At 45.2% G+C, this 12,580-nt stretch carries 14 protein-coding genes; 8 read left to right on the top strand and 6 right to left on the bottom strand.

Annotated features, from left to right (window positions below; translation table 11 throughout):
- Positions 1-13: 13 nt before the first annotated feature.
- On the top strand, positions 14-676 hold the full coding sequence (locus QFZ78_RS38070; RefSeq protein ID WP_307555332.1) for a response regulator transcription factor: 663 nt from the start codon (positions 14-16) through the stop codon (positions 674-676).
- On the opposite strand, the gene QFZ78_RS38065 is transcribed toward QFZ78_RS38070, so the two are convergent.
- The gene (locus tag QFZ78_RS38065) at positions 677-1,522 is read right to left on the bottom strand and encodes a stalk domain-containing protein (protein WP_307555330.1); all 846 of its coding nucleotides are present in this window, start codon (positions 1,520-1,522) and stop codon (positions 677-679) included. It lies immediately after the preceding gene.
- 193 nt (positions 1,523-1,715) lie between these two features.
- On the opposite strand from QFZ78_RS38065, the gene QFZ78_RS38060 reads away from it, so the two are divergent.
- The 5 genes from QFZ78_RS38060 to QFZ78_RS38040 all read left to right on the top strand — a co-directional run bounded on the left by QFZ78_RS38060 (position 1,716) and on the right by QFZ78_RS38040 (position 5,844).
- Positions 1,716-2,348, top strand: coding sequence for a YktB family protein (locus QFZ78_RS38060; protein ID WP_307555327.1), 633 nt, complete (start codon positions 1,716-1,718; stop codon positions 2,346-2,348).
- Between the two features lie 118 nt (positions 2,349-2,466).
- Complete coding sequence (locus QFZ78_RS38055; protein WP_307555323.1) at positions 2,467-3,159, top strand: hypothetical protein; 693 nt, start codon at positions 2,467-2,469, stop codon at positions 3,157-3,159.
- A gap of 195 nt (positions 3,160-3,354) precedes the next feature.
- Positions 3,355-4,083 (top strand): ABC transporter ATP-binding protein, encoded by a 729-nt coding sequence (locus tag QFZ78_RS38050; protein ID WP_307555322.1) that lies wholly within the window; start codon positions 3,355-3,357, stop codon positions 4,081-4,083.
- Positions 4,080-5,126, top strand: coding sequence for an ABC transporter permease (locus QFZ78_RS38045; RefSeq protein ID WP_307555320.1), 1,047 nt, complete (start codon positions 4,080-4,082; stop codon positions 5,124-5,126). The genes QFZ78_RS38050 and QFZ78_RS38045 overlap by 4 nt, the downstream gene beginning before the upstream one ends.
- 22 nt (positions 5,127-5,148) lie before the next feature.
- Positions 5,149-5,844 carry a TetR/AcrR family transcriptional regulator gene (locus tag QFZ78_RS38040; RefSeq protein WP_307555318.1) on the top strand — a complete coding sequence of 232 codons (696 nt, stop codon included), beginning with the start codon at positions 5,149-5,151 and terminating at the stop codon, positions 5,842-5,844.
- A gap of 25 nt (positions 5,845-5,869) precedes the next feature.
- On the opposite strand, the gene QFZ78_RS38035 is transcribed toward QFZ78_RS38040, so the two are convergent.
- Both QFZ78_RS38035 and QFZ78_RS38030 read right to left on the bottom strand, forming a co-directional pair.
- Positions 5,870-7,042, bottom strand: coding sequence for an MFS transporter (locus QFZ78_RS38035; RefSeq protein WP_307555316.1), 1,173 nt, complete (start codon positions 7,040-7,042; stop codon positions 5,870-5,872).
- A gap of 35 nt (positions 7,043-7,077) precedes the next feature.
- Complete coding sequence (locus tag QFZ78_RS38030; RefSeq protein ID WP_307555314.1) at positions 7,078-8,337, bottom strand: MFS transporter; 1,260 nt, start codon at positions 8,335-8,337, stop codon at positions 7,078-7,080.
- Between the two features lie 171 nt (positions 8,338-8,508).
- Here QFZ78_RS38030 and QFZ78_RS38025 point away from each other — a divergent pair, with 171 nt between their 5' ends.
- Together QFZ78_RS38025 and QFZ78_RS38020 are read left to right on the top strand one after the other, a co-directional pair.
- The gene (locus tag QFZ78_RS38025) at positions 8,509-9,978 is read left to right on the top strand and encodes an aminotransferase class I/II-fold pyridoxal phosphate-dependent enzyme (RefSeq protein WP_307555312.1); all 1,470 of its coding nucleotides are present in this window, start codon (positions 8,509-8,511) and stop codon (positions 9,976-9,978) included.
- 87 nt (positions 9,979-10,065) lie between these two features.
- Positions 10,066-10,485: a DUF1885 family protein gene (locus QFZ78_RS38020; RefSeq protein WP_307555309.1), complete on the top strand. Its 420-nt coding sequence runs from the start codon at positions 10,066-10,068 to the stop codon at positions 10,483-10,485.
- 61 nt (positions 10,486-10,546) lie between these two features.
- Here QFZ78_RS38020 and QFZ78_RS38015 read toward each other — a convergent pair whose 3' ends face one another.
- The 3 genes from QFZ78_RS38015 to QFZ78_RS38005 form a co-directional block, all read right to left on the bottom strand.
- Positions 10,547-10,858, bottom strand: a complete 312-nt coding sequence (locus QFZ78_RS38015; protein WP_047672482.1) for a DUF1292 domain-containing protein — start codon at positions 10,856-10,858, stop codon at positions 10,547-10,549.
- A 91-nt stretch (positions 10,859-10,949) separates the two neighbouring features.
- Complete coding sequence (locus QFZ78_RS38010) at positions 10,950-11,567, bottom strand: stalk domain-containing protein (protein WP_307555307.1); 618 nt, start codon at positions 11,565-11,567, stop codon at positions 10,950-10,952.
- Between the two features lie 80 nt (positions 11,568-11,647).
- Positions 11,648-12,541, bottom strand: coding sequence for an alpha/beta hydrolase (locus QFZ78_RS38005; RefSeq protein ID WP_307555305.1), 894 nt, complete (start codon positions 12,539-12,541; stop codon positions 11,648-11,650).
- Positions 12,542-12,580 lie beyond the last annotated feature (39 nt).

Raw genomic sequence — 12,580 nt, 5'->3', positions numbered from 1 at the left:
GGTTGACCACAGCATGATTCATGTGCTCATTACAGACGATGATCCATTCATCCGCGAAAGCTTACAATTAATCATTGGACTTGACGAAAATATGAAGGTCGTTGGTACGTGTATGCATGGAGACGAAGCTCTTGCTTTTATCCAGAACGGCGTCCAGGTTGACGTTGTCCTCATGGATATTCGGATGCCAATCTGTGACGGTGTACAGGGCACTTTGAAGATTAAGCAAGCTTATCCGGATATAGCCGTGCTTATTCTGACCACATTCGACGATGATGAATTTATCGTTCAGGCCTTGCGAAACGGAGCCAGCGGTTATCTGCTCAAAAATATTTCACCGGATCGGATTATTCAAGGAATCAAGACGGTAGAGCAAGGCAATCTACTTATTCATGCGGATATTGCCAAGAAATTGACGACTTTTATCAGCGCTAGTTCATCTTCGAACGTACCTGCAGCCAAACCACTTAGTGGATATGGATTAACAGCCAGCGAACAAGCAGTCGTAGTGAAAATTGCTGAAGGTCTATCTAATAAAGAAATCGCCCAGGAGCTATTCCTGAGCGAAGGTACAGTTAAGAATTATATTACGGAAATTCTCAGCAAGCTGAACCTCCGCGATCGCACGCAAATTGCTATTTTCTACTTAAAAAAGCAATCAGGCGCAAGTAGTTAATTATTTAACTCTCGTCACCTGGATGTCCTCTTTGGAAGAGCTTCCAACCACAAAATCAGGCTTATTATTATTGCCATTTATTTGCGTCAGTTTGAGAGTTGTACGATAGAAATGCCCATTTTCCGTAAGTAAGTAGCTGTATGTATTCTCTTCAGGCAGCGCATCAATGATAATCGGATTCGTCATGTAGGGTACTTTATTGATCTCATAGTATCGGAAACCTTCCACGTATTCTCTGATTGTCGTGAGCTTGACTGGATCCTGCTCCCCTGTAATGACGATGGGTTCATTAATGAGATAGGAAATTTGGGGCGTTTCTTTCCAGCTCTTTTTCAATTCTTCTTCGCTGACATAGATTTCCTCAGAATACTTTTCCTTCGCTTTCCGCAATCCGCCCGTAGAGACACCCATTTGGTCCAAATCTTTCAATCGGTAATACGTCTGATCCGTCATATTAACAAGAACCGGGTAAGTCCCCCCTAAATAATCTAAGTACTGTGGATACGGGTACTGCAGCACAATTTCTGTATAATTCGTTTCGTTGCCTTCCGCAGGCTGCTGAGGATTAACACGGGAATTCAGATAGATTGTTTTCGTGCTATCCTTCCAATTCACAATCGCTCCTAGGTAGGTTCCTAGCTCCTTCACAGGCAAATAACTGGAATTATTATAAATTAAAGGCGGATTCGCCAGCTTCACTTCTTGCCCGTTCACCACGACTTTAAAATCATTTCTTAAGTAAGCATCAACACGTTGCAGAACATCCTGTGCATAAACACCTGCTGTGAAACAAGTTCCCATTAAAGTGCCTAGTACCGCAATTTTGGACCATTTTGACATACGCATAAGTATAAATTCTCCTGTCTTTCCTAATTGATAGTTACCTCATATTTCGGCATGGTTCCACTTTTTCCCTGCTTTTCCGCTATAAAATCGGTCCAATGGCCTACTTCCTTTCTAGGAAACTCGTAATCATTGCGGGAATACACGAATTGCTTTAGAATAATTGAAAACGTAATTGAAAAGAGGAATTAAACAGATGAGTTTCACTGGATTTGCACAACATGATTTCGATACCTTTGCTATAGAAGGTCTTGATGGTCGTATGGAAGCCATTCGAGAACGCATTCAGCCTAAATTCAAAGCATTAGGTGATTCTTTGGCTCAGGATTTGTCCGTCCTTTCCGGTACAGAAATGTTCTTACATATCGCTAAACACTTAAGACGCAAAGTGAATCCCCCAGTCGATACTTGGCTGGCAATTTGTCCAAACAAACGAGGGTATAAACAGGTACCTCACTTCCAGGTCGGTCTATTTGATGATCGTGTCTTTATCTGGTTGGCACTTATTTATGAACTCCCGAATAAAAGTAACATCGCAACTACCTACATGAAAGAAATCGACCGTTTGCAGAAGGAGATTCCATCCGATTTCGTTCTTTCCTTCGATCATATGAAAAAAGACGTCACCTCCCTTGCCGATTTAGACCGCAGCGGCTGGAACGATGCATTAATTCGATTCCGCGATGTCAAAAAAGCGGAGCTGCTCATCGGCCGCAACCTCAGTTTCAAGGATCCCGTGCTAGAGAAACCAGCTGAACTTGAGCTGCTTATTAAACAAACCTTTGAGAAGCTCATCCCCCTTTACAAGATGGCTGTGAACGCAAAGTAAATCGGATTTATGGAAATTTTTATGTGGGACTAAGGTTCCTTTAAAGTAAAATTAACCCCTCCTGCACAGACTAAGTGCTGTAGTCCTAATCCAATAGGAAAGGAGGGATCCAACAAGTATGAACCCTACGTATATGAAAAAGCTGATGGTGAGCTCAATTGCTCTCACAATCGCTCTTGGCTGCAGTGCTCTTCCCTCCATAACGGCTGCGGCTCAATCTCCTTCCGAGGATCAGGAGCAAACGATTCGTTTGCATCAGACCGATGAGAAGGAGCAAGGCGGTCATCGCCGAAAATGGCCGATTATCGATGAGTCTGCTACGGTCATCGGCATTGACAAGGAAGCGCTCGTCAAAGCACTGAAGAGCGGTAAAAGCATCATTGAAGCAGCCGCAGACAAAGGCATCAGTGAAGCCGACTTGACGGCCAAACTGCAGCAGCTGCGAACAGGCAAAATTGAAGCGGCCGTCAAAGACGGCAAGCTGACAGCAGATCAAGGCGAGCACATGAAGATGAAGCTCAGTGAGCATTTGAAGTTCATCCTCAACGAGAAAAACTTGTTAGAAGGCCATGAAGGACATGGGAAGTGGCATAAGTTCGGACTGAAGCCGGATACTGAGAAGCTCGCTAAGACTCTCGGTCTGAGCAAGGACGAACTTCACGCCCAGCTCCGTTCCGGCAAATCGCTGGCGGAGATTGCCCAGTCTAAGGGCATTTCCAAGGACAAGCTTGTAGCGTCCATTAAGGACCAGTTAACCCCATCTATTGAGAAATGGGTTGACCGTAAGAAAGATGCGAAAGTCAAAGACTGATAGCTGTAAGTGTTAGCAAAAAGGCATTCCTCTGGGTTCCTCTGGGATGCCTTTTTGCTGTTTTATTTTATAGATCCATTTGAATCATTTTTTAAAATGAGTGATTACTCACTTCTCAATTTCAATAAGATCGCGTATGATGAGTACATAAGTAAAAAATGAGTGATTACTCACTCTGAGAGAGGTGTAAATACTATGACAACGGACCTATCTATTCAAGTGCATGGTGTCAGCAAGCAATTTGATGCGAAGGTTGTTTTGAATGACATTACTCTAGCTGTACCGAAAGCCCATATTTTCGGATTGCTCGGCCCTTCCGGATCAGGGAAAACAACGCTTGTACGTATGATTGCTGGTATTGATGTTCCCACTTCTGGGACCGTACATGTGCTCGGGCAGCAAATGCCCCAGCTAGCGATGCTATCGAAAATTGGTTATATGGCCCAATCGGATGCGCTATATGCCGAACTAACCGCTCAGGAGAATTTGGAGTTTTTCGCTTCTTTGTATGGGTTAACAAGTACAAAGCGCAATCAGCGCATCCATGACGTCATGGAGCTTGTTGATCTAGGATCTCATTTGAAGAAGCAGATTTCCAATTATTCTGGAGGAATGAAGCGCCGCTTATCGCTCGCTATCTCTTTGCTGCATGAGCCAGGCATTCTAATTCTCGATGAACCTACGGTGGGTATTGACCCCGTCTTACGGAAATCAATATGGCAAGAGTTGACGAAACTCAGTCAGCAGGGTACAACGATTCTCGTCACCACCCACGTGATGGATGAAGCTGACAAATGTCATCAGCTTGGGATGATCCGTGATGGCAGACTCACAGCAGTAGGAACACCGGATGAGTTGAAACGAGCTACTTCCTCCGCAACGATTGAAGAAGCATTCTTATATTATGGAGGTGTCAAGCAATGAGAATTCGTGCGATTGTGATCCGTATTTTACGCCAGTTCTTTCACGATAAACGAACTTTAATGATGATGCTTGTAGCTCCAATGCTAATTCTTTTTATGATGTCATTGGTTTTTAACGGCAACACCTACGTCCCTAAACTAGGCGCTGTTAATGTGCCTGCTCCACTCATTCAAAAACTGCAGGACCTTAATGCTGAAGTAATAGCCTATACGGTAGATGAAGCTCAAACTGAGCTAGAGGCTGTACATGTAGATGCCATCATTACGATGAATGGGACAGCGCCGCAAGTGACCTTGGAAGGCAGTGACCCTAGTAAAAATAGAGCTGTGCTGTTCTTGCTGCAAAAAGCATTGCAAAGCGTCGTTCCAACTAACTCCAGCGCTAACTCAAGCTCCAATTTACAGGCGCCAACCATCACCTATTTGCATGGCTCAGCTGATATGGCAGCTTTTGATAATTTCGGTCCTGTTCTCATAGGCTTCTTCGTCTTTTTCTTCGTCTTCCTGCTCTCTGGCGTTTCCTTCTTGAGGGAACGAACCGGCGGAACCTTAGAACGGCTGCTGGCTACACCGCTTCGTCGTTGGGAAATCGTTGTCGGCTATATTCTAGGCTTCGGTATATTTACAACACTCCAAGCAACGCTCATTGCATGGTTCGCCACTAGTGTGCTGGGTCTAATGATGGTCGGCTCTTTCTGGTATGTATTGCTGATCACGGTCCTGCTCGCGCTGGCTGCATTATCACTTGGAACGCTGATATCAGCTTTTGCTAACAATGAATTCCAGATGATTCAGTTCATTCCGCTTATTATCGTACCCCAGGTGTTCTTCTCAGGCTTATTCAGCCTCGATACGATGTCGGTATACCTTCGCTGGATTGGTATCATCATGCCGCTTAAATACGGAGCAGATGCCTTACGGAATATTATGATCCGCGGTGCAGGTTGGGATCGCATTTGGTTGGACGTTCTCGTATTAGCAGCATTCACGATTGGCTTCATGATCTTGAACATAGTGGCACTCAGGAAGCACCGTAAGATATAATGTTAGGATGTCCTATGTTACAATGCCAGTTTTGCTAAATGAAGAGGTGAACACATTGTCCCAAATCGAGCCATGGTTAACTGAGCTTCTCCGTCTAAATGACGAGGAAGAGAAGATGACCGATAAACAGATAAAGATTGTTCAAGCGGCCGTAGAGATTTTCTCTGAGAAAGGGTTTGCAGGCTCCTCGACCAGTGAAATAGCCCAAAAAGCTGGCGTGGCGGAAGGTACCATTTTCCGTCACTATAAAACGAAAAAAGAACTGCTGCTCTCGATCGTTGCCCCCCTCATGACAAAGCTCATTGCACCGTTTGCAGTGAAAGACTTCACCAAGGTGTTGGAAGCTGATTATCCTGATGTGGAACAATTCTTGCGCGCTATCACGGTGAACCGATTAGAATTCGCCCGCAAAAATTTTCCTGTTATCAAAATTTTCATGCATGAAATCCCTTTCCATACGGAGCTGCGTGAACAGTTTAAGGAAACCGTTGCCGTATTAGTGCTGGAAAAAGCTTACAAAGCCATTCGACATTTTCAGGCTGAAGGTCAATTAATCGAGCTCCCAGAAGCTACGAGTATCCGACTGATTGCCTCTACGATTTTTGGCTTTCTGATTGCTCGATTTTTGTTGGTGCCGGATTCGGAATGGGATGAACCCCAAGAAATCGAGTACACGATTAACTTCATCATGCACGGCTTATCGCCTCGCAAGCCATAGCTAGCCGCTAAACACAAAAAAGCTGTCAGGCGGTTTGCTGCTGCGCCCGCGTCTGACGATCTACGAGTACGAAGCGCTGCAGCAGCAGGATCGCCGCTAAACAGAGCACGCCACCGATAATGAACGGCAGCGAATGCGCGATAGCGAATACCGCTCCTCCAAGGAGCGGGCCCGCAATGCGTCCCAGACTGTCCATAGAGGAGCTTAGGCCCGTCGCTACGCCCTGACCTACTTTCGTGCGCTGTGTAATCAGCGACGTCACACACGGGCGTATGAGGGCGTTACCTGCGCCGAAGACCGAGAGATAAATCGCAGCGGTCACTACGCTGCTCGAGTACAGCAGCAGGAAGAACCCTGCAGCTGATAGCAATAATCCAATGCCGATCACTCGTTGCTCGGCCCCCTGTTTGACCAAGCGGCGAACTACGCCGCCTTGGATTAAGGCGCCAACAATACCGCTAGCTAAAAACATCATGCCGATATCGAATGGCGTTGCGCCAATCTTGTCCATTTGGTAGTACTGAAGCGTCGCTTCCAACCCTGCCAATGTGAAAGATACGAAGAATGATAACACATAGAGGTACTTCGATGCCCCGGAGAAAGCTGTCCATCTAGATGGAGCTTTCTCCTTCACGGAGGTGCGTTTGTCTACCGTCAGCGATTCTTTCAGAATAGCAAATGCAAAAACAAAGGAAGCTAGTGCGAGTCCGGATGCTACAAAGAATGGTAGGTACGTCCCCCATCGGCTTAATATCCCGCCGATTGCTGGACCGAAGATAAAGCCTAACCCAATCGACATCCCCACCATACCCATGCCTTTTGTCCGATTCTCAGCGGTAGTAATATCAGCGACATAAGCCACAGCGCAGGCCGTTGCTGCTCCTGAGAATAATCCGCCTAGAATGCGGGATACGTACATGATCCACAGATTACCGTCAGCGAATCCAAATATCAAAAAGCTAACACTAAATCCAAGCAGACCTATTAAGATAATCGGTCTGCGTCCGATGCGATCCGATAGTCCTCCCCAAATGGGGGACATAAGAAAAGAGGCTGCGGAATAGACCGATAATAGCAGCGCGTTATGATATTCAGCGCCTGCACCTTTAACAACTTCCGGCAGTACAGGAATGATGATCCCGAAACCTACGAATATAGTCATCAACAACAGCATGATGATTCCGATCTGTTTATTCATGATGCTTATAATCCTCCAAACGAAACATTTTTCCCTTATCGTACCATACCTTTTTTGGGGATGGAAATGAACATTTGAAGAACAAGCAGCAGTACCAGAACTAGGCCGCTCATCAAGAATGGTGCATGATAGCCATACACATCCCAAAGCTTACCGGAAACGATCGGCCCAATGATCATCCCCAGTCCTTCAATCGTTAGGAAGAAGCCCCACACAGCGCCTCGTTTCTCAGGTGGAATGGCAGACGCAATGAGCGCATTCCAAGAAGGAATAATGAAGGCATAGCCCGCTCCGAGCACAGCTACCAAGACATAAAGCAGCATCATTGACTTCGCGAAGGTAAACAGCAGAAGTACGAAAGCGCTCAGCATAAATCCTGCAACCAAAAATGGACGAATGCCTAGACGATCAACCAACTTCCCCATCGGAACTAAGAAAATAACAGTTACAGCTCCACCTGCAATTAGAAACATGCTGTACTGAAAAGATGTAAGCATCAGTACCTCTTTGGCATAGAGTGTGAGAATGGGTGTCAGTATACCGAGAGCGAACGTTTGCAGAAACATCGCGGGGAATAAAAGCGGACTAACAGACATTGAGCGCCGTACTTCACTTAAATATGTTGTAACCCGTTCCCATAGTGGTGCAGCGGCACGGTTAGAAACCAGCGCCTTCTCCCCCCCGCCCTCTCCATCCGTTCTTACCACGCCATTCTTTCTTGGAAGCATGAGCGCAACAATAACGACGACCGTCATACAACCGATCAATAATCGAAATGAGGTGCTGTAGTTATTTTCTCCAACGAAAAAGTTAATCGCTACCGGTCCCAGTCCAACGCCCGAGAGCCAAGCCATATAGACAACGCTCATGATCGTGGCTTTGCCATCGTCGCCAGCCACTTCCGTCGATCCTGTAATCACACACGGCCATAATGGCGCCGTACCAAAGCCAAGCAGCGCACATCCTACGATCATCCAGATATACTGGGATGTTGTTGCAATTAGAATGACTGAAACGAATGTCATGAGTACACCAGTAAGCATGGTTGTTCGGTAACCCAATTTGTCAATAATCCAGCCAACAGGTGTACGAAGCACATTATCACCAATATATTGAGCAGCTAGCGTCCAGCCGATAATAAAAGCGGAAGCACCTAGTGTCGTTTTCATATAAACGGGTAAAATTGTTAAAAGTAAGGCTCCCTTCACAAATTCGACGACAAACATAATAATTAACAATTCGATCACAAATGGGGAAAACAAGCGATTATTCCGCCATTTTTGCATCCAAACCATAAGATTTCTCCTTATTTTGGCGTATTTTAACAAGTTGCTGTTAGTTTTACCTGAACTAGCACAAACTATTTTCGAAAAATTAGCTTGCATGAAATCTCTATTTTGATATACTCATTTTGTTTGTTGCAATGTTCGACAAGCAATCCACTATAGAAGGGAAGCGATAATCAGGTGGATCATACCCGTACCCCCCTGTTCACTGCACTGCTCACACATGCTGAGAAAAATCCAATTCAATTCCATATTCCAGGCCATAAAAAAGGAGTCGGCATGGACCCAGAGTTTCGTTCCTTTATTGGGGACAACGCGCTGTCTATCGACCTCATCAATATAGCACCGCTGGATGACCTTCATCAACCGATGGGCGTGATTGAGGAAGCTCAAAAGCTTGCTGCAGACGCCTATGGGGCGGATCACACGTTCTTCTCTGTTCAAGGGACAAGCGGTGCCATTATGACCATGATTATGACCGTCTGCTCGGAAGGCGATAAAATTATCGTTCCGCGGAATGTACATAAATCCGTCTTGGCCGCGATTATTTTCGTCGGCGCTAAGCCCGTGTTCATCCAACCTGCTCGTGATAAAAACTTAGGTATTGATCACGGAATTCCGACACGTTCTGTTCGCCGGGCACTGGAAAAGCATCCAGATGCCAAAGCTGTTCTGGTCATCAATCCAACCTACTATGGCGTATGTACCCATCTTAAAGAGATTGTTGACCTTGTACACAGCTATAACATGCCTGTCCTTGTGGATGAAGCACATGGCGTGCTCATTCATTTCCATGATAAATTGCCGATGTCCGCGATGGATGCCGGAGCCGATATGGCCGCGACCAGCGTGCATAAGCTAGGTGGTTCCATGACGCAAAGCTCCGTCCTTAACGTGAAAGGGAATCGTGTTAATCCGAAGCGCATCCAGACCATTATTTCGATGCTCACAACTACTTCAACTTCTTATATATTGTTAGCCTCATTAGATACTGCACGCAGACATTTGGCGTTAAACGGCCATGCAATGGCCGAGCGCACGATAGAACTTGCACAGTACACTAGAAAACAGATCAACGAAATCAGCAACCTCTACTGCTTTGGGGAAGAGATTTTGGGTGAAGAAGCAACTTATAACTATGATCCGACGAAAATATGCGTTCACGTGCGCAAGCTTGGCATCACTGGCTTTGAAGTTGAGAACTGGCTGCGCGATCATTACAATATTGAAGTCGAAATGAGCGACATGTACAACATCCTGTGTCTGATAACCCCAGGTGATACCCAAGAAAACGTTGACACCTTATTGGAAGCCTTACGTGAGCTCTCTCATATGAATGATGACGTTGTTGAGGTGAAAGAAGTCGTTATCAAAGTTCCTGCGATTCCACAATTAACCTTGACACCTCGGGATGCCTTCTATGGCGAAACCGAAATACTCCCATTCAAAGACGCTGCAGACCGAATTATTGCCGAATTTATTTATGTGTACCCGCCCGGTATTCCCATTTTGCTTCCAGGTGAAGTGATAACCCAAGAGCTTATTGATTACATTGTGGAGCATGTGGAAGTTGGGTTGCCTGTGAAAGGACCTGAAGACCGCAGTGTTCAAAATGTGAAGGTCATCGTAGAGACCCAAGCGATTTTCTAGTACCCTCCTTGTGCGGTGTATATATTGTAAAACCGTTTACATGATGCTATGATGTTGGTGATGTTTAGCGAACGAGGTGAACAAGAAATGGCTCAAAGCGCTTATATTAAATTCGTAACAGGATCCACAGTTGCCGCACTCACCTTAGTTGAACTAAAGGAAAGGCTGCTGCATTACCGTGATCAGCTCAGTCAGACAGCCAAGCAGCTTGGCTGGGAGTATGACGAGGCCGGATTCCCTTATACCATTGAGACGAAGCCGGAAGGCGAAGGCAAATGGTTCTACCTGAAAGGTATCAATCCTTTATACAAATATATTGTGATTGGTGTTGGGAATGAGCAGAACCAAGAGAAAGAGCAGCATTATGTGCAAGTCGTGCTGCCCGACGACGCCACGCATGGTGACAAAAGTAAGGGCAATGAATTCTGCAAATACCTTAGTAAACTGCTGAAAGCTGAACTTCATCTATTCAACGGTAGAATCATGTATTTCAATCCTAGAAAATGAATGTATGCAAACAGAAACCCCCTAACAGATTATTCTGTTAGGGGGTTCTTATGTATAGCTCTTATTCTTCGCCTTCTTGAGCTACGATCTCATTGTAAATAGTCACTACACGTTCCCACTCTTCTTCATCTTCAATGTTGACAAGGAAGGCATCGTCGTCCTCTTCTTCAACACGGAAAATAACACCATCAGCTTCAGGATCGTTACGATCGAGCAAAACAGCATAAGCCTGCTCTTGAGATTGGAAGGTGTATACCATCACCATCTCATGCTCTTCACCGTTCTCGTCCGTTACGATAAAAACATCTTCCCCTTGCTCGTGATCGTGGTCACAGTCCGGGCCGTGTACATGATCATGCTTATCATCGCTCACAGGCAGAACCTCATTTCGTCGAATAATTAGTTACCTAATTATCCTAACATTTTCATAATAAGAGGTCAAACCGCTTTCGAGTTTGCTTTTCCTACTCGGATTGAATCTGCTTCTCAGATACGACTGAGTAGTCGTTAGAACCATCTAGCTTCATAGCAAATTTAACAACATACGTACCAGCCTCATTAAAGGAAACGCCATATAACGGTACTTTCAGCCAAAACGATTCTTTGGATTCTGAGATTGATTTCACAACCGGTGTAATAACGCTCTTCCCGCTTGGTGATACAACAGAAACCTGTACAGAGTTAATACTTGACTTCAAATTATCGACTTGAGCAAAAACGATAAAGTCTGCTTCTTTCCCGCGCTCCACAACGCCAAATGGAACGATGGCGGAGTCTTTACGCACCTCAGTTGTGAAGAACATGTGCACATTGGGTTTGTATAAGTAGGCAGTCTTATTCGAGTTATCCCATTTCACTAATGCTTGAAGCGCATCACTTACTGCGCGAAGCGGCAGAACGGTTTTACCATCAACAATAAGAGGCGGAACATCTGAATCCCCGAATTCCACCGTCTCTTCATTAACGATTAAGCGGGCAATATTATTACCTTTAAAATCCCCCCAGATCGATGAAGCCACCACTGCAGCCGTACTTAGAACAAAAAACATCAGCATCAACGCTAATATCCGTTGAACTTTCATTCGCGTAACCTCCAGCTCTTGTTAGTAATCTTTGTGTCTGCATCTTTATACTCCAATGATTAAGAAGAGTTGCGATGATTTTATAATTTTGATAAAAAAGCTAGAACACGTTGTGTATAGGCTTCCGGTTGCATGTGATAGGAGCCAACATGCCCTGCTTTTTGTGTGACCCAAAGTTCAAATACATCCGGATGGCGGCTCCACATTCCTTCACTATTGGACCAAGGAATAGCCTCATCATCTCGACTATGAATAAAAAGAATCGGCCTAGGATAAATGTGATCTACCGCGGCAAGCGCATCAACGCGATGAGGGTTGATGCCAATTAATCTAGGTAAAATAAGTAGAATTAGAGGTGTAAAAGGAAAACGCGGCAGCCTAGACCATACAGGCAAATTGTCCCTCAAGTACGGACTGAGCTGACTAAAAGCGCTGTCTGTAATGACCCCTAATACAGCCCTTTCTTCGGCTGCTGCTAAGATGGATGTACTGCCGCCCATTGAAAAACCAAGCAAGCAAATTTTACTTGGTTCGTGCTCCTGAACCCAGTCGATAGCACCGAGTACATCTTGCTTTTCCAAAAAGCCAACCGTAGTTATTTCCCCCTCCGATTTCCCCGAGTTCCGAAAATCAAACATAAGCACATGATAGCCTGCTTCGACAATGGATTTAGCCAAGGCCAACGCTGGAAGCCCTTTTTCCAGACGTGTTCCCGCATAACCATGCGACATAATAACGGTCATTGGCATAGCATCAGTTGGAGCATAAGGAGACTTCAAAATCCATCCATCTAATTGGACATCTCTAGATCGGCTTTGGAAGCTAATATTCTCCATGTGCAAACTATAGTCATCAGGCGAGGCATCAACCGGCTTACGCTGCGGATGTGTGAGCTGCCAACCTACATAGACCGCTATACCTATTAGAGCTAGACAGACAAGAACAAACAAAATACTACTAATCATCCAAATCATGAAGTAATCAACACCTTTTAATTAATGGTTGAAATTCCG

The sequence above is a fragment of the Paenibacillus sp. V4I5 genome, from assembly GCF_030817255.1.
Lineage (GTDB): Bacteria > Bacillota > Bacilli > Paenibacillales > NBRC-103111 > Paenibacillus_E.
The sequence above is the reverse complement of the archived record's forward strand: the minus strand, read 5'-3'. Positions and strand labels throughout refer to the sequence as shown.

What these genes read in the sequence shown, in the direction of transcription:
- QFZ78_RS38045 (WP_307555320.1), top strand. Translation starts at nt 4,080, where the DNA reads ATGAGAATTCGTGCGATTGTGATCCGTATTTTACGCCAGTTCTTTCAC.
- QFZ78_RS38065 (WP_307555330.1), bottom strand. Translation starts at nt 1,522, where the DNA reads ATGCGTATGTCAAAATGGTCCAAAATTGCGGTACTAGGCACTTTAATG.
- QFZ78_RS38035 (WP_307555316.1), bottom strand. Translation starts at nt 7,042, where the DNA reads ATGAATAAACAGATCGGAATCATCATGCTGTTGTTGATGACTATATTC.
- QFZ78_RS38020 (WP_307555309.1), top strand. Translation starts at nt 10,066, where the DNA reads ATGGCTCAAAGCGCTTATATTAAATTCGTAACAGGATCCACAGTTGCC.
- QFZ78_RS38010 (WP_307555307.1), bottom strand. Translation starts at nt 11,567, where the DNA reads ATGAAAGTTCAACGGATATTAGCGTTGATGCTGATGTTTTTTGTTCTA.
- QFZ78_RS38040 (WP_307555318.1), top strand. Translation starts at nt 5,149, where the DNA reads ATGCCAGTTTTGCTAAATGAAGAGGTGAACACATTGTCCCAAATCGAG.
- QFZ78_RS38005 (WP_307555305.1), bottom strand. Translation starts at nt 12,541, where the DNA reads ATGATTTGGATGATTAGTAGTATTTTGTTTGTTCTTGTCTGTCTAGCT.
- QFZ78_RS38060 (WP_307555327.1), top strand. Translation starts at nt 1,716, where the DNA reads ATGAGTTTCACTGGATTTGCACAACATGATTTCGATACCTTTGCTATA.
- QFZ78_RS38070 (WP_307555332.1), top strand. Translation starts at nt 14, where the DNA reads ATGATTCATGTGCTCATTACAGACGATGATCCATTCATCCGCGAAAGC.
- QFZ78_RS38055 (WP_307555323.1), top strand. Translation starts at nt 2,467, where the DNA reads ATGAACCCTACGTATATGAAAAAGCTGATGGTGAGCTCAATTGCTCTC.
- QFZ78_RS38030 (WP_307555314.1), bottom strand. Translation starts at nt 8,337, where the DNA reads ATGGTTTGGATGCAAAAATGGCGGAATAATCGCTTGTTTTCCCCATTT.
- QFZ78_RS38050 (WP_307555322.1), top strand. Translation starts at nt 3,355, where the DNA reads ATGACAACGGACCTATCTATTCAAGTGCATGGTGTCAGCAAGCAATTT.